Genomic DNA, 17,233 nt, shown 5'->3' with positions numbered 1-17,233 from the left:
GTCCGACTCCCCGAAAGGGTTGTGCGCGCCGCTAAGCCGGCAGCCGCAGCCGCTGTTCCGGCACCTTGTCCCACTCCGGCAGCGGGGTGACGCCGAGCGCGTCCAGCACGAACCGGCGCACCAGCCGGTGCCACGCGGGCGCGCGCAGCAGCATCGCGTGGGACTCGGACATCAGCTCGAACCGCAGCAACCGCGCCGCGACGGCCTGCGCTCGCCGGGCGTACGCGAAGGACTCGGCGGGCTCGGTGATCCGGTCCAGCGTGCCGTGCGCGAGCACCACGTCCCGGCCTCGCACGGGTTCCACCGGCTCCCCCGCGGGCGTCCAGGGCGCGAGCGCGCACACCGACGTCACGGCCGGATCGTCGGCGACCCGCAGCGCCACCCGGCCGCCCATCGAATGCCCGACGAGGAACACCGGCACCCCCGGCCGCTCCGCGTGGATCCGCTCCAGCGCGTGCCGCGCGTCGGACACCGGGTGCAGCTGCGGGGAGTTCCAGCCGCGCACCCGGTTGCGCAGCAGCCGGACCTCGACGCCGTACCGGGCGGTCGCCGTCGCGACCGCCCGGGCGATCGGCACCATCCGCAGGTACGCGGGGCTCCACGGGCGCACTGGCGCGAGGCCCGTCTCGGCCCCGCCGTGCAGGACGAGGGTGACTGCCCGGATGCCGGATTCTCTGCCCACGGCGGTGATTGTTCCCGATAGGGTTTCGCGCGTGATCTCAGATCTGGTGACTGACGCGGTGCGTGCCGCCGAGACGAACAACGCCGAGCAGGTCGCGCGGGCCGCGGACCTGGTGGTCAAGACCATTCGGGCCGACGGGCTGGTCTTCACGGCGGGTGCGGGGCACTCGCTGGCCGCCGTGGCGGAGACGTTCTACCGCGCGGGCGGCCTGGCCTGCGTGTACCCGCTGTACCACCCGCAGCTGCTCCCCCTGCACGGCGCGCAGTCGAGCACGTCGGCCGAGCGGCGCGGCGGCCTGGCCGCGGAGGTTCTCGCCCCCGCGGCCCCGGGGCCGGACGACGCGCTGGTCGTGTTCTCCACCTCCGGCGTCAACCCGTACCCGGTGGAGCTGGCGCGGGCCGCGCGCGCCGCGGGCGCCCCGGTGATCGCCGTCAGCTCGCGCGCCTCGGTCGCCGCCGCGCCGAGGCGGGCCGGCAGCACGCTGATCGAGGAGGCGGACGTCGTGCTCGACACCGGCGTGCGCCCGGGCGACGCGAGCTTCCCGCCCGAGGAGCCGCGCACCGCCGCGCTGTCGACGATCCTCAACGCCTACCTGTGGAACGCCGTGCTGGCGAAGGTGGTCACCCTGGTCGAGGACGCGCCGCTGTGGCGCAGCTCGAACGTCCAGGGCGGCGACGAGGCCAACGCCGCCCTGTTCGCCCGCTACCAGCCGCGGGTTCCCGCGCTGGCCTAAGCCGCGGCGGGTTCCTCCGCGAACTGGGTGTGGTAGAGGTCGGCGTAGCGGCCTTCCGCGGCGAGCAGCTCCTCGTGCGTGCCGCGTTCGACGATCTCGCCGTCCTCCACCACCAGGATCTGGTCGGCGGCGCGGACCGTCGACAGCCGGTGCGCGATGACGAGTGCCGTCCGTCCGGCGAGCGCGTGCGTGAGCGCCTCGCCGACGGCGGCCTCGGACTCCGAGTCCAGGTGCGCGGTCGCCTCGTCGAGCACGATCACCCGGGGCTGCGCGAGCAGCAGCCGGGCGATCGTGAGCCGCTGCCGTTCGCCGCCGGACAGGCGGTAGCCCCGCTCCCCCACCACCGTGTCGAGCCCGTCGGGCAGCCGGTGCACCAGGTCCCCGAGCCGCGCGCGGTCCAGCGCGTCCCAGATCTCGTCGTCGTCCGCGCCCGGGCGGGCGTAGGTGAGGTTGGCGCGGATCGTGTCGTGGAACAGGTGCCCGTCCTGCGTGACCACGCCGACGGTCTCCCGGATCGAGGCGAAGCTCAGGTCACGAACGTCCACATCGGACAGCCGGACCGCGCCGGAGTCCACGTCGTAGAGCCGCGGCAGCAGCGTGGCGATCGTCGACTTGCCCGCGCCGGAAGGTCCGACCAGCGCGACCATCTGCCCGGGCTCGGCGCGGAAGCTGATCCCGTGCAGCACCTCCTCGCCGCCCCGGCTGTCCAGAGTGGACACGTCCTCCAGCGACGCCAGCGAGTACTTCTCCGGCGCCGGGTACGCGAACCGGACGTCCGCGAACTCCACCGACACCCCGCCCGCGGGCACCGCGCGGGCGTCCGGCTTCTCGGTGATCATCGGCTTCAGGTCGAGCACCTCGAAGACCCGCTCGAACGACACCAGCGCCGTCATCACGTCCACGCGCACGTTCGCGAGCGCCGTCAGGGGGCTGTACAGCCGGGTCAGCAGCAGCGCGAGCGCGACGACCGTGCCGGGCTGCAGCTGCCCGCGGATCGCGAGCCACCCGCCCAGCCCGTACACCAGCGCCTGCGCGAGCGCGGAGACCAGCGTCAGGCTCGTCATGAACCACCGCGTCAGCATCGCGGTGCGCACGCCGATGTCGCGCACGCGCCCGGCGCGGGCACCGAAGTCGTCGGCCTCCTGCCGGGGGTGGCCGAACAGCTTCACCAGCGTCGCGCCGGGCGCGGAGAACCGTTCGGTCATCTGGGTCGTCATACCGGCGTTGAGCTGGGCCGACTCGCGTTGCAGCGACGCCATCCGGCGGCCCATCCGGCGCGCGGGCAGCACGAACACCGGCAGCAGCACCAACGCGAGCACGGTGACCTGCCACGACAGCGTCAGCATCACCGCGAGCGAGAGCACCAGCTGGATCACGTTGGTGACGAGCCCGGACAGTGTCGCGGTGAAGGTGCGCTGCGCGCCGATGACGTCGTTGTTGAGGCGGCTGACGAGCGCGCCGGTGCGCGTGCGGGTGAAGAACGCGATCGGCAGGCGCTGCACGTGCTCGAACACCGCGCGCCGCAGGTCGAGGATCAGCCCCTCGCCGATCCGCGCCGACTGCCAGCGTTCGACCAGCCCGAACCCGGCGTCGGCGACCGCGAGCACGGCGACGATCACCGCGAGGCCGATCACCAGCCCGGCCTGGTGCCCGCCGACGATGGTGTCGACGACCTTGCCCGCCAGCAGCGGGGTGCTGACGGCGATGACGGCCGAGACGACCGTCAGCACGAGGAAGACCGCGAGGCTGCGCCAGTACGGCCGGGCGAAGCGCGCCACGCGCCCGACCGTGCCGGGCGCCAGCCCGCGCGGTGCGTCCTCACGGCGCATCGCCGAGCTCAGCAAAGACCAGGTGTTGTCCACAGCGCCCTCCAGCCTCGGCCAGAACCTCCAGGTTGGTCGAGGTTCCGGTCACAGATGTCCTGGACAACGCCAGAGCTTCGCACAAGCTTCCCGAGGCGTCCCGGCATTTTCCCGGCGCACGGTAACCTTCCTGGTCATGGGTGTCGAAGCGTTGCCCCGGCGTGCCGCGCGCACCCGTCCGGCGGTCTCGCCGCTCGCGCTGGACCTGCTGTTCTACCTCGCCTGCCTGGCCTACGCCGCGGTGACCGCGTTCACCTCGGAGTTCTACGGGTTCCGCGTGTGGGGCGGGTTCGCCGCGGTCGGCTACGGGCTGGCGGCCGCGCACACGGCCTGGCTGTGGACGCAGCCGCGCCGGCCGGGCCGGTGGCACTCGCGGCGCCTCGGCCTCGGCCTGATCGTGCTGTTCGCGATGCTCGTGCCGCTGGCCGTGCTGGTGGTGCGCAGGCTGACGGGCGTGGACTGGCTGATCACGCCGTTCTCGTGGAGCGCCCAGCCCGAGGTGTGGGTGATCGAACGCTCCGCGAAGCTGCTGCTGGAGCACGGCACGCCCTATGTGGACATCACCGCGCTCGGCCGGCCGCCCGAGGTCAACGACTACACCCCGTACGGGCCCGTCATGGCCGTGTTCGGGCTGCCGCGCGCGGTGTTCGGCGGCAGCCCGGTGGCCGACGCGCTCACCGACGCCCGGCTCGTGTTCGCCCTGACCGCGTGCGTGTGCGTGTGGCTCACGCTGCGGTTGCTGGGCCGTCCCCGGGTGCCGGTGCGCGCGGTGCAGCTCGCCGTCGCCTGTCCGCTCACCGCGCTCACGTGGTCGGTGGCCGGGCCGGACCTGGCGATCGTCGGGCTCCTGCTCGTCGCCGGAGCCCTGGCCGCACGGGACCGGCCGGTGCTGTCCGCGGTGGTACTGGCCGCCGTGGTCAGCGCCAAGCTGATCGTGGCCCCCGCCGCCGTGGTGCTCGCGGTGCTCGTCGCGGCCCGGCTCGGTTCCCGTGCGCTGGCCCGGTTCCTGGTCACGCTGGTGGTGGCGGGCGCGGTGCTCACCGTGCCCGTGCTGCTGGTCGACCCGGCCGCGTTCACCGAGCACGTGCTGCGGTTCCCGGCGGGGCTCGGGGTGGTCCGCTCCCCCGCGGCGAGTCCGCTGCCCGGTCACCTCATCGCGAGTACTTCGGCCGCGGGGAAGGTCTTGGCGTTCGTGCTGCTGGGTGCGGCCGCGCTCGCGATCGGGGTCTGGCTCGTGCGCCGGCCGCCTGTCCTGGGCTCGGACGCCATGCTGCGGATCGCCGTGGGACTCGGGGCTTTCACCCTGCTCACTCCGGCCACGCGGTACGGCTATCTGGTGTACCCGCTCGTGCTGCTGGGCGCGATGCTGTGCTTCCGCCGCGCGGAGGACCGGGACCGGGCTACTGGTACTACTTCTTCTTCACGCGAGTAGCGCCACCCCGCCCGCGGAGCTGAACGCCCGATTCCGAAAGCACGCGGTGGACGAAACCGTAGGACCGGCCCGTCGACTCCGCGAGGGCTCGAATACTGGCCCCCTTCTCGTATTTCTTCTTCAGGTCAGCGGCCAGCTTGTCACGGGTGTTGCCGGTGATGCGCGCGCCCTTCTTCAGGTCAGCCACGTCTTTCCGCCTTCCTCGACAGTGTTCGGGGCCTCGGCGCGGCCCCGCAAGGGCAATGATCGAACACCGCGCGTCCGAATGCCAGGCGACGAGCGAAAAAAACCTTGGAAACGGCCGATATTGGGCCATTTCAGTGTGGTTGCCTACAACAACTAACAATCCTCGCGGAGATTTCGGCGCCGCGGGTTATTGTTGGCGACCGGTCACCCACGCTGCGCGCTCGACTATCGAGCGGGCAGCGGGCCGGACGAAAAAAAGCTCCGCCACCCGGAAGGGGCGGCGGAGCCGGGGGCGCGGGCGCTCAGGCGAGCTGCACCAGTTCGAGGTACTCGGCGGACCAGTGGTCCTCGGTGCCGTCGGGCAGCAGGATCACGCGCTCGGGTTCGAGCGCCTCGACCGCGCCCGGGTCGTGGGTCACCAGCACGACCGCGCCCGTGTAGCTGCGCAGCGCCTGGAGCACCTGCGCGCGGCTGGCCGGGTCCAGGTTGTTGGTGGGCTCGTCCAGCAGCAGTACGTTCGCCGCGCTGGACACCAGACCCGCCAGCGCCAGCCGGGTCTTCTCCCCGCCCGACAGCGTGCCCGTCGGCTGGTCGAGCTGCTCGCCGGTGAACAGGAACGAGCCCAGCAGGTTCCGCAGCTCCTGTGCGCCGGTGTCCGGCGCGAGGTGGCGGATGTTCTCCCACACGCTGGCGTCGTGGTCGAGCGTCTCGTGCTCCTGCGCGTAGTAGCCCAGCCGCATCCCGTGCCCCGCCACGACCTGCCCGGTGTCGGGCTTCTCCATCCCGCCCAGCAGCCGCAGCAGCGTCGTCTTGCCCGCGCCGTTCAGGCCCAGCACCACGACCTTCGAGCCGCGGTCGATCGCGAGGTCGACGCCGGTGAAGATCTCCAGCGAACCGTACGATTTGGACAGTCCCTCGGCGGTCAGCGGCGTGCGCCCGCACGGCGCCGGAGCCGGGAACTTGATGTGCGCGACCTTGTCGGCCTGGCGCGTCTCGTCCAGGTTCGCCAGCATCTGCTCGGCGCGGCGCGCCATGTTCTTCGCCGCGACCGCCTTGGTGGCCTTGGCGCCGAGCTTCGCCGCCTGCTGCTGCAGCGCGGCGGCCTTCTTCTCCGCGTTCGCCCGCTCGCGGCGGCGGCGCTTCTCGTCCGTCGCGCGCGCTTCGAGGTACCGCTTCCAGTCCATGTTGTAGTGGTCGAGCTCGCCGCGCGTCGCGTCGAGGAACCACACCTTGTTGACCACCTCGCCGAGCAGCTCGACGTCGTGGCTGATCACCACGAGACCGCCGTCGTGGGACTTGAGGAAGCCGCGCAGCCAGTTGATCGAGTCGGCGTCGAGGTGGTTGGTGGGCTCGTCCAGCAGCAGGATCGTGTCGGAACGGCCGGAGGCACCGACGTCGGAAGCGGCGAACAGGATTCGCGCCAGTTCCACCCGTCGGCGTTGTCCACCGGACAAAGTACGCAAAGGCTGCGCGAGAATTCGCTCGGCGAGACCGAGATTCGCGCAAATCCGCGCAGCTTCGCTTTCCGCGGCGTATCCGCCGAGCGCCGCGAACCGTTCTTCCAATCGACCGTAACGGCGAATCGCCTTGTCCCGCGCGTCCTCGTCGACGAGCTCCGACATGGCGGTCTGCGCCTTTTCCATGTCACGCAGCAGCGCGTCGAGCCCGCGGGCGGACAGCACCCTGTCCTTCGAGACGACGGACAGGTCGCCTTCGCGCGGGTCCTGCGGCAGGTAGCCGATCTCGCTGCCGTGGCGGACCTCGCCCGCGTAGGGCTCGCCCTCGCCGGCGAGCACCTTCAGCGTGGTCGTCTTGCCCGCGCCGTTGCGGCCGACGAGACCGATGCGGTCGCCGGGCTGGATGCGGAGGGTGGTGTCGGCGAGCAGGATGCGCGAGCCGGCGCGCAGCTCGAGGCCGGTGGCCGTGATCAAGGGAAACTCCCGGGAACGGGGGTGGATGAAGGCAGGCTTCGACGGCCCGGCACCCGGCCGGGCTGGAGCGCTACTCCAGCAGAATCTCCACGAACCCCACGGCTCCAGTGTAGCGAGCCGGGGCCACCGCTTTTCCCGCCGGTGGGCGGGCTCACGGCTCCCGGACGAAGATCTCCACGTCACGCGCCCGCCGCGCGGCCTCGTCGAGCACCGCGCGCCGCGGCTCGGTGACGTCGAGGACCCGGTCCACCGCGAGGGAGAACACCGGCCCGAGACGAGCATCGGCACGCAGTTGCGCCAGCGCGTGCCGGTCGCCGCCCAGCACCACCGCCGCCAGCTCCCCCGCCCGCGGCACGAGCACGTCGTGCACGTCGTCCGCCGCGTCCCGCAGGGCCTGGCGGGCCTGGTCCTCCCGCCGCCGCGCGAACCGGTGCTGCGACCAGCCGCCCGCCGCCGAGCGCGCCTGGACGTGGTGCCGGTCGGTGCGCGAGACGAGCACCCTGGCACCCTCGGCGATCCCGACGCTGTGCGCGCCGAGGCGCACGAGCACCAGCCCGACGCGGCGGGGACGCTTGGCGTGGATCCCCAGCCGCACCGTGGGCGGCCCGGACCCGGCGAGCGGCGGGAACGGCACCACGGCGGTCGCGGTGGTGCCGTTGCGCGCGGTCACCACGACCTCCGTCGCGCTCGCGGTCGTCTCACGGAGACCGCCGTTGCGCGCGGCGAACCGGTCGAACCAGCCGGCGAGGCGTTCCGGTGGCACCTCCACCACCCGGCCGCCGGGGAGCTCGCGCACCCTGTTCACAGCACGAACGAGTCCGACCACGGCTGCGAAGACCGGCCGGAGAGGGCCTCCAGCAGGGACACCGCCTGCCGGTCGGTCAGCGATGACACGAAGTCGATCACCGCGCGGCCCCGGGCCAGGCCGCGGATCGCGTCGGCTCCGGCGACCGGCTCCCCCGTCGCCCCCACCAGCAGTTCCGGGGCGGACCCGGCGAGCTCGGCGAACTCGGCGTGGGAGAGCTCGACGAGGTCGTGCAGGCGCCGGGGCAGCCGCGACTCCTCGTCCCGGTCACCGAGCCACGAGTCCAGCGCGTCCACCAGGGTGGTGACCAGGCTCGCCTGGCCGCGCTGGTGCAGCGCCAGTTCGGGCCGCAGCAGCACGAACCGGCGGTGCACGAACTTGAGCACCTGCACCTCGTGCCACTGCGCCGTCCGCAGTGTCACGTGCCCCGACCGGCTGGTGGGCGACTCCAGCACGACCACCCCGCCGACGAGGCGGTTCGTCCAGCGGTCGGAGAACGCCGCGATCGCCTGCTCGGCCTCGATGGAGCCGTCGAACCCGGTGGCGAGCAGCCCGTCCACCAGCTCCGCCCGCACGCGCGCCACCGCCTCGGCGAAGGCGTCGTCGTCGACGATCCACGAGTCGCGCACGTGCATGCGCCGCCGCAGCTGCTCCAGCGAGCGGCCGGGCCGCCGGGTCTGCGAGGCGAGCGTGGCGTCGTCCAGCCCGGCCAGCTCGACCGCGTTCGCGAGCCACTGCCCCAGTTCGGTGGCCACCGGCGCGTACTGCAGCACGCCGATCCGGTGGAAGTCCTGCAGGTCGTGGATGGCGTAGGCGATGTCGTCGGCGGTGTCCATCACCGACGCCTCGACGGTCTGCTGCCACGGCTCGATGACCCCGGCATACGGCTCCCGCGCCTGCGCCACGTCCTCCAGCTCGGTGGAGTAGGCCGAGAACTTGCTCGACCCGGTGCCCGGCGCGTCGGCGGGCTCGGCCGCGCCGCGCGGCGGGTTCGGCATGGTGGACGGGTGCGGGTCCGGCCGGTGCAGCCGCGCCCACGGGTACTTCAGCACCGCCGCGCGCACGGCGGCGGTCAGGTCGAGCCCGACCGCCGACGGCCCGCGCACGTCGGTGGTGGTGAGGATGCGGAACGTCTGCGCGTTGCCCTCGAACCCGTCGGCGAGGCCGAAGCGGTGGCGGGCGATGCGGTCGAGCACCTGCTCGCCGAGGTGGCCGAACGGCGGGTGGCCCAGGTCGTGGGCCAGCGACGCGGCCTCGGCGACGTCCCGGTCGAGCCCGCCGAGCTTGCCCAGCAGCTCGGCGCTGTCGGCCGAGGCGAGCAGCCGGTCGCTGATCACCCCGGCGACCTGGGCGACCTTGAGGCTGTGCGTGAGCCGGTTGTGCAGCAGCCCGGAGCCCGCGGCGCTGACCACCTGGGTCACGCCGCCGAGGCGGGCGAAGAACGGCGACACCACGATCCGGTCCCGGTCGGCGCGGAACGGGTTGTCCGCCAGGTCCGACCGGGAGCTGGCGGCCTCCGCCGCGTCGTCCCGGCGGCGGGTGCGGAGATCTTGCATGGCGGTAACCGTAGCCGAGGTGCCGGGCCGACCGCCCCGGCGAACCCAGGGTGAACATCAGCCGACAACTCTGGAGAAACCGCCTCCCACCGGCGACGATCGTGAGGTGCGCGAATCCTCCAACAGCGTCCGGTTCGCCTTCCAGCCGTTGTACAGCCTGCACACCGGCGGTCTCGTCGCGCTCGAAGCCCTCGCCCGGCCCGGCCGCGGCTCGGTGGCCGACCTGCTCGACCGCGCCCGCCGCGACGACCGCCTGCCCGAGGTGGACGTCAGCCTCGCCGCGGCGGCCGCCCGGGCCGAGGCCGACCACGAGACCCTGCTCCCGCTGCACCTCAACCTGACCGCGCCCACCGCGGCCGCCCCGGAGGAGGCGTTCGGCCCGCTGCTCGACGCACTGGCGCAGGTCGGCCGCCGCCCGCGCGAGGTGGTGCTGGAGATCGGGCCGCCGTTCACGCACGTGTGGCCCGAGCAGCTGCTGGCCGGCCTGCGGCGGCTCGCCGAGCTGGGCTTCCGGCTCGCGCTCGACGGGCTCGGCCGCGCGGACCTGCCGTTCGCGCTGCTCGCCGCCGCCCCCGTCGACGTGCTCAAGCTCGACCGCAGCGTGCTGCGCGGGCTGCCCGGCGACGCCGCGTCGGTCGCGGTCGTGGAGTCGCTGCTGCACTACACCGCCCGCACGAACACCCGGCTGGTCGCGACCGGGATCGAGACCGAGGAACAGCTGACCGCCGTGCGGAGACTGGGGGTGCGGATCGCGCAGGGCAACCTGTTCGCTCCGGCCGCCGACGGCGTCAACTGGTCCCAGCTGCTCACCCCCGCCACGCCCGAACCCGGCGAGCGGCTCGTGCCGGGGCCGCCGCGGGCGCCCCGGGTGCGTGACTTCCTCCGCCCGGCCAGCACCCTGCCCGCCACCGCGACCTGTGACGACGTGCGCACGGCGCTGGCGGCGGCGGACGGGCCGTCCGGCATCGTCGGCGTCGACGAGCACAACCGTCCACAGTGGTCGGTCGACCGGACGCGGTTCCTGGTCTCGGTCACCGGGCCCTACGGCCACGCCCTGCACGCGAAGCGCCCGGCGGCGCGGCTCGCCGACGCGCCCCACGTCATCGCGGCCGACGCGGCCGCGCTCGAACTGCTGGAGCTCGTCACCGACGCGGACTGGGGCCGCACGGGCGACGACGTGGTCGTGGTCGACGAGCACGGCCGCTGCCTCGGCGTGGTGCTCGTGACCGAGGTCGTGCGCGGCGTCGCCGAGGCGAAGGTCGAAGAGGCCGCGGCGCTCAACCCGCTCACGCGCCTGCCCGGCAGCGACAGCGTCGCCCGCGACATCGACCGGCGCATCGCGTGCCGCGAACCGTTCGTGACCGCCTGGGTGGACATCGACTCGTTCAAGACGGTCAACGACAACGCCGGCTTCGCGGCGGGCGACGACCTGATCCGCGCGCTCGGGCGCACCCTCACCGACCTCGCGTCCCGGCTGAGGCGCACCACGGTGAGCCACGTCGGAGGTGACGACTTCCTCATCGCCTGCGACGTCGACGAGATCGGCACCATCGCGGCGGCGCTGCTGGACACCCCGTGGTCGGCCGAGGGCATACCGGTCACCGTCTCACTCGCGACGCTGGTCTGCGCCACCGCGACGATCTCCTCCTACCGCGAGGCCTCCCGCCGGCTCGCCCCGCTGAAGAAGCGCGCGAAGGCGGTACCAGGGTCGAGCTGGGTGCTCGGCAGGCCCGACACCGACCGCGTGGAGGTCCTGCGCGGCCGCCGCGTCGCCGGGCCGCACGCCGCGCTGGGTCACTCCGCCTGACGCACTCCGCCCACGGCGGCGAACGCGTTCGCCCAGTCCCGCTGCACCTGCGCCGCCTCGGCCGCGCTCGGCACCGCGTTGGTGCACGACGTGCCGGGACCGTGCCCGGACATCACCTCCGAGCACGGGCCGGAGTAGTCGTCCGGCAGGCCGAGGTTGTGCCCGAGCTCGTGCGCGGCGATGCGCGTGGGCGCGAAGCCCTCGGCGACCTGCTGGCGGTCGAGGTAGATCTGCCCGTGCCCGTGGCCGTCGGTGCTCGTGTAGGAGCCCTGCCCGTCGTTGGTCTCGTGGAAGACGATGGTGGCCGAGCCGCCCTTCACCAGCCGCACGTCCGTGACCGCGTTGTTCCAGTTCGCCGCCGCCTGGTCGATCTGCGTGACGTAGTCCGGCGCGCCGGAGGAGCTGTAGTACAAGGTGGTCACCTGCGCGGCGTGCGCGCTCGTGTCCACCACGAGCTGCACCCCGAACGGAACCGCCGCCGCCAGCACGCCCGCGAGCACCCGACTGCGCCTCATGCCCTCACCGTCCTTGCTGTGGGGAAATCCCTTGCAGGGCAAGACGATAGGGGGAAACCGGAGCGCACCAGTACCGTCGAAAGTCGGAAGCCGCGCCGTATAGGTCGTTATACGGCGGGCGGCACGAAAAAAGCCCCTCCGGAGAGGGGCCTTGATCGTCAGACCGTGAAGCCGAGGGCGCGCAGCTGCTCGCGGCCGTCCTCGGTGATCTTCTCCGGCCCCCACGGCGGCATCCACACCCAGTTGATGCGGAAGTCCTTCACCACCGCGCCGCTGCCGACCAGCACCGACGCCGTCTGGTCCTCGATCACGTCGGTCAGCGGGCAGGCCGCCGACGTCAGCGTCATGTCCAGCGTCGCCGTGTTGTCCGGCTCCACGCGGATGTCGTAGACCAGGCCGAGGTCGACGACGTTGATGCCGAGCTCGGGGTCGACCACGTCGCGCATGGCCTCCTCGATGTCCTCGACCTTGGCCAGGTCGGCTGCGGGCTGCGCCTGCTCGGGCAGGTCGGCGGCCGTGCGGCCCTCACGGGTCTGCGTCTCGTCGCTCATGCCTTCGCTCCCTCGCTCTTCACCAGCGCGTCCTTGAACGCCATCCAGCCCAGCAGTGCGCACTTGACCCGCGCCGGGTACTTCGCGACCCCGGCGAAGGCGACGGCGTCCTCCAGCACGTCCTCGTCCGGCTCCACCTGGCCGCGGCCCTGCATCAGCTCGACGAACGCGTCCATCGTCTTGAGCGCCTCCCCCACCGGCCGCCCGACCACCAGGTCGGTCAGCACGGAGGTGGACGCCTGGCTGATCGAACAGCCCTGCCCCTCGTAGGAGACGTCGGCGACCTTCTCGCCGTCGAGCTTCAGCCGCAGCGTCACCTCGTCGCCGCAGGTCGGGTTGACCTGGAACGACTCGCCGTCGTACGGGTCACGCAGGCCGCGCCCGTGCGGGTTCTTGTAGTGGTCCAGGATGATCTCCTGGTACATGCTCTCCAGATTCATCACGCCACCCCGAAGAACTTCTGCGCCTCGCGCACCCCGTTCACCAGTGCGTCCACTTCGGACAGGTCGTTGTAGAGGTAGAACGTGGCGCGCACGGTGGCGGGCACCTGGCACACCCGGTGCAGCGGCCACGCGCAGTGGTGTCCCACCCGCACCGCGATGCCGAGGCTGTCGAGCACCTGGCCGGCGTCGTGCGGGTGCACGCCGTCGATCACGAACGCGATCGTCGCGCCGCGGTCCGCCGACTCCGACGGCCCGATCAGCCGCACCCCGTCGATCTCCGCCAGCCCGGCGACCGCGGCCGCGGTGAGCGTGGCCTCGTGCGCCTCGATCCGGTCCATGCCGATCGCGGACAGGTAGTCCACCGCCGCGCCCAGGCCCACGGCCTGCGACGTCATCGGCACCCCCGCCTCGAACTTCTGCGGCGGCGGCGCGAACGTGGTGCGTTCCAGCGTGACCAGCTCGATCATCGACCCACCGGTGAGGAACGGCGGCATCGCCTCGAGCAGCTCGCGGCGGCCGTAGAGCACGCCGATGCCGGACGGCGCCAGCATCTTGTGCCCCGAGAACACCGCGAAGTCCACGCCCAGCGCGTGGAAGTCCACCGGGAAGTGCGGCACCGACTGGCACGCGTCCAGCAGCGTGAGCGCCCCGACCTCCTTCGCCCGCGCCACGATCGGCGCGACCGGGTTGACCGTGCCCAGCACGTTGGACTGGTGCACGAACGCGACGATCTTCGTCCGCTCGGTCACCAGTTCGTCCAGGTTGGACAGATCCAGCCGGAACCCGTCGGTCAGGTCGAACCAGCGCAGCGTGGCCCCGGTCCGCTGGCACAGCTGCTGCCACGGCACGAGGTTCGCGTGGTGCTCCATCGCGGTGATGACGATCTCGTCACCGGGACCGATGCGAAAGCGCTCCGCCTCCGGGCCCGCCGTCGCCGCGTTGCTCATCGCGTACGCGACGAGGTTGATGCCCTCGGTGGCGTTCTTGGTGAAGACCAGCTCGCCCTGGTCGGCCCCGACGAACTCGGCCGTCCGCGCCCTGGCGTACTCGTAGGCGTCGGTGGCCTCCTCCGCCAGCTGGTGCGCCCCGCGGTGCACCGCCGCGTTGGAGGTCTCCAGGAACCGGCGCTCGGCGTCGAGCACCTGCACCGGCCGCTGCGAGGTCGCGCCGGAGTCGAGGTACACCAAGGGTTTCCCGTCGCGGACCGTGCGCGACAGGATGGGGAAGTCGGCGCGTACCGCAGCGACGTCCAAAGGCGTGTTGGCCGTGGTGGTGGTCATCGCGCCAACTCCTTTCCTGGTGTCAGTTCGGGTTGCGGCTTCAGACGGCAGCGGGCTCCTGCTTGCCGACGTACTTGACGTAGCCGTTCTCCTCCAGCTCGTCGGCCAGCTCCTTGCCGCCCGACTCGACGACCCGGCCCCCCGCGAACACGTGCACGAAGTCCGGGGTGATGTGGCGCAGGATCCGGGTGTAGTGGGTGATCAGCATGACGCCGACCTCGCTGTTCGCCTTGTAGTCGTTGACGCCCTCGGAGACGATCCGCAGCGCGTCGACGTCCAGGCCCGAGTCGGTCTCGTCGAGGATCGCGATCTTCGGCTTGAGCAGCGCCAGCTGTAGGATCTCGTGGCGCTTCTTCTCGCCACCGGAGAAGCCCTCGTTGACGCTGCGCTCGGCGAACTCGGCCGGGATCTCCAGCTTGGCCATCTCGTCCTTGACTTCCTTGACCCAGTGGCGCAGCTTCGGCGCCTCGCCGCGGACGGCGGTGGCGGCGGTGCGCAGGAAGTTCGACATCGACACGCCCGGCACCTCGACCGGGTACTGCATCGCGAGGAACAGTCCGGCCCGCGCGCGCTCGTCCACCGTCATGTCGAGCACGCTCTCGCCGTCCAGCAGCACCTCGCCCGAGGTCACCTCGTACTTGGGGTGCCCGGCGATCGCGTACGACAGGGTCGACTTGCCCGAGCCGTTGGGGCCCATGATCGCGTGGGTCTCGCCCGAGCGGATCGTCAGGTTGACGCCCTTGAGGATCTCCTTGCTGCCCTCGTCGGTGGTGACGGCGGCGTGCAGATCCTTGATTTCCAGTGTGGCCATGAGAGTTCTTTCGTCCTTCGTGGTGGAGGAGGTCAGCCGCCGACGGCTTGGAGCTCGGTCTCGATCGCCGCCTCGAGGCGTTCCCGCACCTCGGGGATGTCGATCTTCATCAGGATCTCGTGGAAGAACCCGCGGACGACCAGCCGCCGCGCCGACTCCTCCTCGATCCCGCGCGACTGCAGGTAGAACAACTGCTCGTCGTCGAACCTTCCCGTCGCGCTCGCGTGCCCCGCGCCGGCGATCTCACCGGTCTCGATCTCCAGGTTCGGCACCGAGTCGGCGCGCGCGCCCTCGGTCAGCACCAGGTTGCGGTTGAGCTCGTAGGTGTCGGTGCCCTCGGCCGCAGCGCGGATCAGCACGTCGCCGATCCACACGGCGTGGGCGTCCTCGCCCTGCAGCGCGCCCTTGTACATGACGTTCGACTTGCAGTTCGGCACCGCGTGGTCCACGAACAGCCGGTGCTCCTGGTGCTGCCCCGCGTCGGCGAAGTACAGCCCGAGCATCTCGACGTCGCCGCCCTTGTCGGTGAACGTCGCGGTCGGCGAGACGCGCACGACGTCGCCACCCAGGGTGACCACGATGTGCCTGAGCGTCGCGTCCTTGCCGAGCTTGAGGTGCTGCTCGGAGACGTGCACCGCGTCGTCGGCCCAGTCCTGCACCGACACGACCGTCAGCTTCGCGCCCTCACCGAGCAGGAACTCGACGTTGTCGGCGTACGTGCCCGAGCCGACGTGGTCGAGCACGACCGCGGCCTCGGCGTACGCCTCCGCGCGCACCTGCACGTGCCCGTACGCGACGTGGCCCTCGCCCGGGCCGGTCAGCCGCAGCACGGTGGCCTTCGACGCGCGCGTCTCCTTCGGCACCGTGACGACCGTGGCCGAGGTGAACGACGAGTACGCCTGCGCCGCGACCCGGTCGCTCGGTACCCCGGCCTGGCCGAGGCGGGAGTCCTCGCGGCCGACGGTCTCGACGCGCACCTCCGGCGCGCCGTCGACGTCCACCTTGATCTCGCCGTCGGCGACCGCGGAGCCGTCGTGCAGGCCGCGCAGGCGCTTCATCGGGGTGAAGCGCCAGTTCTCCTCGCGCCCGCCCGGCACCTCGAACGCCTCGACGTCGTAGCCGGTGAACCGCTCGGCGCGGGAGGCGGCCGGGACGACCGCCTCCGCTGCTTCCGAGACGTTGTTGCTTGCCACCGTCATGTCAGCCGACGGCCCCTTCCATCTGCAGTTCGATCAGGCGGTTGAGCTCGAGCGCGTACTCCATCGGCAGCTCGCGCGCGATGGGCTCGACGAACCCGCGCACCACCATGGCCATCGCCTCGTCCTCGGTGAGGCCGCGCGACATCAGGTAGAACAGCTGGTCCTCGCTCACCTTCGACACCGTCGCCTCGTGCCCCATGGACACGTCGTCGTTGCGGATGTCGACGTAGGGGTAGGTGTCCGAGCGCGAGATGTTGTCCACCAGCAGCGCGTCGCACTTCACCGTGGAGCGCGAGTGGTGCGCCCGCTTCGCGACCCGCACCAGGCCGCGGTAGGAGGTGCGGCCACCGCCGCGCGCCACCGACTTCGACACGATCGTCGAGGAGGTGTGCGGCGCCAGGTGCTCCATCTTCGCGCCGGCGTCCTGGTGCTGGCCCTCGCCCGCGAACGCGACCGACAGCACCTCGCCCTTGGCGTGCTCGCCCATCAGGAAGACCGACGGGTACTTCATGGTCACCTTGGAGCCGATGTTGCCGTCGATCCACTCCATCGTCGCGCCCTCTTCGCACTTGGCGCGCTTGGTGACGAGGTTGTAGACGTTGTTCGACCAGTTCTGGATCGTCGTGTAGCGGCAGCGGCCGCCCTTCTTGACGATGATCTCCACGACGGCCGAGTGCAGCGAGTCGGACTTGTAGATCGGCGCGGTGCAGCCCTCGACGTAGTGCACGTAGGCACCCTCGTCGACGATGATCAGGGTCCGCTCGAACTGGCCCATGTTCTCGGTGTTGATCCGGAAGTAGGCCTGCAGCGGGATGTCCACGTGCACGCCCTTCGGCACGTAGATGAACGAGCCACCCGACCACACGGCGGTGTTCAGCGCGGAGAACTTGTTGTCCCCGGCCGGGATGACCGAGCCGAAGTACTCCCGGAACAGCTCCGGGTGCTCCTTGAGCGCGGTGTCGGTGTCGAGGAACAGCACGCCCTGGGACTCCAGGTCCTCGCGGATCTGGTGGTAGACGACCTCGGACTCGTACTGGGCCGCGACGCCGGCGATCAGGCGCTGCTTCTCCGCCTCCGGGATGCCCAGCTTGTCGTAGGTGTTCTTGATGTCCTCGGGCAGCTCGTCCCAGCTCGCCGCCTGCTTCTCGGTGGAGCGGACGAAGTACTTGATGTTGTCGAAGTCGATCCCGGACAGGTCGGCGCCCCAGTTCGGCATCGGCTTGCGCTCGAACAGCTTGAGGGCCTTCAGTCGTGCCTCGCGCATCCACTCGGGCTCGGACTTCTTCGCGGAGATGTCGGTGACGACGTCCTCGTTGAGCCCGCGGCGGGCGCTGGCACCCGCGGCGTCGGGGTCCGCCCAGCCGAACGCGTACTTGCCCAGGGAGTCGATGGTCTCTTCCTGGGTCATCGGCGTGGCGGGATTGCGCTGCTCGGCAGCGG

At 71.7% G+C, this 17,233-nt stretch carries 16 protein-coding genes; 3 read left to right on the top strand and 13 right to left on the bottom strand.

Going from position 1 to position 17,233, the window contains the following annotated elements; all coding sequences use genetic code 11:
* Positions 1-31: 31 nt before the first annotated feature.
* Entirely contained in the window at positions 32-682 is a 651-nt protein-coding gene (locus FHX82_RS31325; protein WP_229880297.1) for an alpha/beta hydrolase, read from the bottom strand.
* Positions 683-713: 31 nt separating this feature from the next.
* Here FHX82_RS31325 and FHX82_RS31320 point away from each other — a divergent pair, with 31 nt between their 5' ends.
* Positions 714-1,415 (top strand): sugar isomerase domain-containing protein, encoded by a 702-nt coding sequence (locus FHX82_RS31320; RefSeq protein ID WP_183176949.1) that lies wholly within the window; start codon positions 714-716, stop codon positions 1,413-1,415.
* On the opposite strand, the gene FHX82_RS31315 is transcribed toward FHX82_RS31320, so the two are convergent.
* Positions 1,412-3,277, bottom strand: a complete 1,866-nt coding sequence (locus tag FHX82_RS31315; RefSeq protein ID WP_145933824.1) for an ABC transporter ATP-binding protein — start codon at positions 3,275-3,277, stop codon at positions 1,412-1,414. The two genes, FHX82_RS31320 and FHX82_RS31315, sit on opposite strands and share 4 nt — an antisense overlap.
* 136 nt (positions 3,278-3,413) lie before the next feature.
* Here FHX82_RS31315 and FHX82_RS31310 point away from each other — a divergent pair, with 136 nt between their 5' ends.
* A complete protein-coding gene (locus FHX82_RS31310; RefSeq protein WP_145933825.1) occupies positions 3,414-4,709 on the top strand; it encodes a glycosyltransferase 87 family protein in 1,296 nt (431 codons plus the stop codon).
* Here the strand turns inward: FHX82_RS31310 and FHX82_RS31305 are convergent.
* The 4 genes from FHX82_RS31305 to FHX82_RS31290 all read right to left on the bottom strand — a co-directional run bounded on the left by FHX82_RS31305 (position 4,687) and on the right by FHX82_RS31290 (position 9,187).
* Positions 4,687-4,896, bottom strand: coding sequence for a helix-turn-helix domain-containing protein (locus FHX82_RS31305; RefSeq protein ID WP_005437638.1), 210 nt, complete (start codon positions 4,894-4,896; stop codon positions 4,687-4,689). The two genes, FHX82_RS31310 and FHX82_RS31305, sit on opposite strands and share 23 nt — an antisense overlap.
* A gap of 301 nt (positions 4,897-5,197) precedes the next feature.
* A complete protein-coding gene (locus tag FHX82_RS31300) occupies positions 5,198-6,826 on the bottom strand; it encodes an ABC-F family ATP-binding cassette domain-containing protein (RefSeq protein ID WP_145933826.1) in 1,629 nt (542 codons plus the stop codon).
* A 151-nt stretch (positions 6,827-6,977) separates the two neighbouring features.
* Positions 6,978-7,631: an acVLRF1 family peptidyl-tRNA hydrolase gene (locus FHX82_RS31295; RefSeq protein WP_145933827.1), complete on the bottom strand. Its 654-nt coding sequence runs from the start codon at positions 7,629-7,631 to the stop codon at positions 6,978-6,980.
* Complete coding sequence (locus tag FHX82_RS31290) at positions 7,628-9,187, bottom strand: deoxyguanosinetriphosphate triphosphohydrolase family protein (protein ID WP_145933828.1); 1,560 nt, start codon at positions 9,185-9,187, stop codon at positions 7,628-7,630. The genes FHX82_RS31295 and FHX82_RS31290 overlap by 4 nt, the downstream gene beginning before the upstream one ends.
* A 106-nt stretch (positions 9,188-9,293) precedes the next feature.
* On the opposite strand from FHX82_RS31290, the gene FHX82_RS31285 reads away from it, so the two are divergent.
* The gene (locus FHX82_RS31285) at positions 9,294-10,994 is read left to right on the top strand and encodes a GGDEF domain-containing protein (RefSeq protein ID WP_229880298.1); all 1,701 of its coding nucleotides are present in this window, start codon (positions 9,294-9,296) and stop codon (positions 10,992-10,994) included.
* Here the strand turns inward: FHX82_RS31285 and FHX82_RS31280 are convergent.
* The 7 genes from FHX82_RS31280 to sufB all read right to left on the bottom strand — a co-directional run bounded on the left by FHX82_RS31280 (position 10,982) and on the right by sufB (position 17,201).
* Positions 10,982-11,509: a snapalysin family zinc-dependent metalloprotease gene (locus FHX82_RS31280; RefSeq protein ID WP_145933830.1), complete on the bottom strand. Its 528-nt coding sequence runs from the start codon at positions 11,507-11,509 to the stop codon at positions 10,982-10,984. The genes FHX82_RS31285 and FHX82_RS31280 overlap by 13 nt on opposite strands.
* A 158-nt stretch (positions 11,510-11,667) precedes the next feature.
* Complete coding sequence (locus tag FHX82_RS31275; RefSeq protein WP_145933831.1) at positions 11,668-12,060, bottom strand: metal-sulfur cluster assembly factor; 393 nt, start codon at positions 12,058-12,060, stop codon at positions 11,668-11,670.
* On the bottom strand, positions 12,057-12,500 hold the full coding sequence (sufU, locus tag FHX82_RS31270; protein WP_145933832.1) for a Fe-S cluster assembly sulfur transfer protein SufU: 444 nt from the start codon (positions 12,498-12,500) through the stop codon (positions 12,057-12,059). The genes FHX82_RS31275 and sufU overlap by 4 nt, the downstream gene beginning before the upstream one ends.
* A complete protein-coding gene (locus FHX82_RS31265; protein ID WP_145933833.1) occupies positions 12,500-13,783 on the bottom strand; it encodes a cysteine desulfurase in 1,284 nt (427 codons plus the stop codon). Before FHX82_RS31265 ends, sufU begins: the two co-directional genes overlap by 1 nt.
* A 40-nt stretch (positions 13,784-13,823) precedes the next feature.
* Positions 13,824-14,594: a Fe-S cluster assembly ATPase SufC gene (gene sufC / locus FHX82_RS31260; RefSeq protein WP_145933834.1), complete on the bottom strand. Its 771-nt coding sequence runs from the start codon at positions 14,592-14,594 to the stop codon at positions 13,824-13,826.
* A 32-nt stretch (positions 14,595-14,626) separates the two neighbouring features.
* Positions 14,627-15,793: a Fe-S cluster assembly protein SufD gene (gene sufD / locus FHX82_RS31255; protein ID WP_145933835.1), complete on the bottom strand. Its 1,167-nt coding sequence runs from the start codon at positions 15,791-15,793 to the stop codon at positions 14,627-14,629.
* Between the two features lies 1 nt (position 15,794).
* Entirely contained in the window at positions 15,795-17,201 is a 1,407-nt protein-coding gene (gene sufB / locus FHX82_RS31250; RefSeq protein ID WP_411353385.1) for a Fe-S cluster assembly protein SufB, read from the bottom strand.
* Positions 17,202-17,233: the final 32 nt, after the last annotated feature.

It is taken from the genome of Amycolatopsis bartoniae, assembly GCF_014191255.1.
Classification (GTDB): domain Bacteria; phylum Actinomycetota; class Actinomycetes; order Mycobacteriales; family Pseudonocardiaceae; genus Amycolatopsis_E; species Amycolatopsis_E bartoniae.
Note: the sequence above shows the minus strand (reverse complement) of the source record. Positions and strands in the feature narration are given on the sequence as shown.

Bases quoted from the DNA above. Each gene is read 5' to 3' on its own strand.
- sufB (WP_411353385.1), bottom strand. From the start codon at position 17,201: ATGACCCAGGAAGAGACCATCGACTCCCTGGGCAAGTACGCGTTCGGC.
- FHX82_RS31280 (WP_145933830.1), bottom strand. From the start codon at position 11,509: ATGAGGCGCAGTCGGGTGCTCGCGGGCGTGCTGGCGGCGGCGGTTCCG.
- FHX82_RS31290 (WP_145933828.1), bottom strand. From the start codon at position 9,187: ATGCAAGATCTCCGCACCCGCCGCCGGGACGACGCGGCGGAGGCCGCC.
- sufC (WP_145933834.1), bottom strand. From the start codon at position 14,594: ATGGCCACACTGGAAATCAAGGATCTGCACGCCGCCGTCACCACCGAC.
- FHX82_RS31265 (WP_145933833.1), bottom strand. From the start codon at position 13,783: ATGACCACCACCACGGCCAACACGCCTTTGGACGTCGCTGCGGTACGC.
- sufD (WP_145933835.1), bottom strand. From the start codon at position 15,793: ATGACGGTGGCAAGCAACAACGTCTCGGAAGCAGCGGAGGCGGTCGTC.
- FHX82_RS31275 (WP_145933831.1), bottom strand. From the start codon at position 12,060: ATGAGCGACGAGACGCAGACCCGTGAGGGCCGCACGGCCGCCGACCTG.
- FHX82_RS31310 (WP_145933825.1), top strand. From the start codon at position 3,414: ATGGGTGTCGAAGCGTTGCCCCGGCGTGCCGCGCGCACCCGTCCGGCG.
- sufU (WP_145933832.1), bottom strand. From the start codon at position 12,500: ATGAATCTGGAGAGCATGTACCAGGAGATCATCCTGGACCACTACAAG.